1 protein-coding gene is annotated in these 314 nt (G+C 68.2%); it reads right to left on the reverse strand.

Features of this window, described 5'->3' with window-relative positions; genetic code table 11:
• The coding region (locus tag OO68_RS49085) for a sensor histidine kinase (protein WP_033314755.1) at positions 1-314 on the reverse strand (314 nt) is incomplete at both ends.

Consider the following 314-nt stretch of genomic DNA (forward strand, 5'->3'; position numbering starts at 1 on the left):
CACCGACAGGCTGCCGTATTTGGCGGAGTTGGTGACGAGCTCGTGCAGCGCCAGCGCCAACGTCTGCGCGGTCTCGGGCTGCAACTGCACCTCCGCGCCATCGATCTGGATCTGTCCGGCTTCGGAATAAGGTGCGATCTCCTCGGTCACCAGCCGGCGGATCTCGGCGCCCTGCCAGCTCGACAGCGACAGCACGGTGTGCACGCGCGCCAGCGCCGTGATCCGGCCCTCGACCGCCCGCACATAGGCGGTGACGTTCTGCGCGCGCGTCAGCCGTACGATCGATTGCGCCAGTGCGAGCGCGTTCTTGGCGC

The sequence above is a fragment of the Streptomyces iakyrus genome, assembly GCF_000717055.1.
In the GTDB taxonomy this organism is placed as follows: Bacteria; Actinomycetota; Actinomycetes; order Streptomycetales; family Streptomycetaceae; genus Streptomyces; species Streptomyces iakyrus.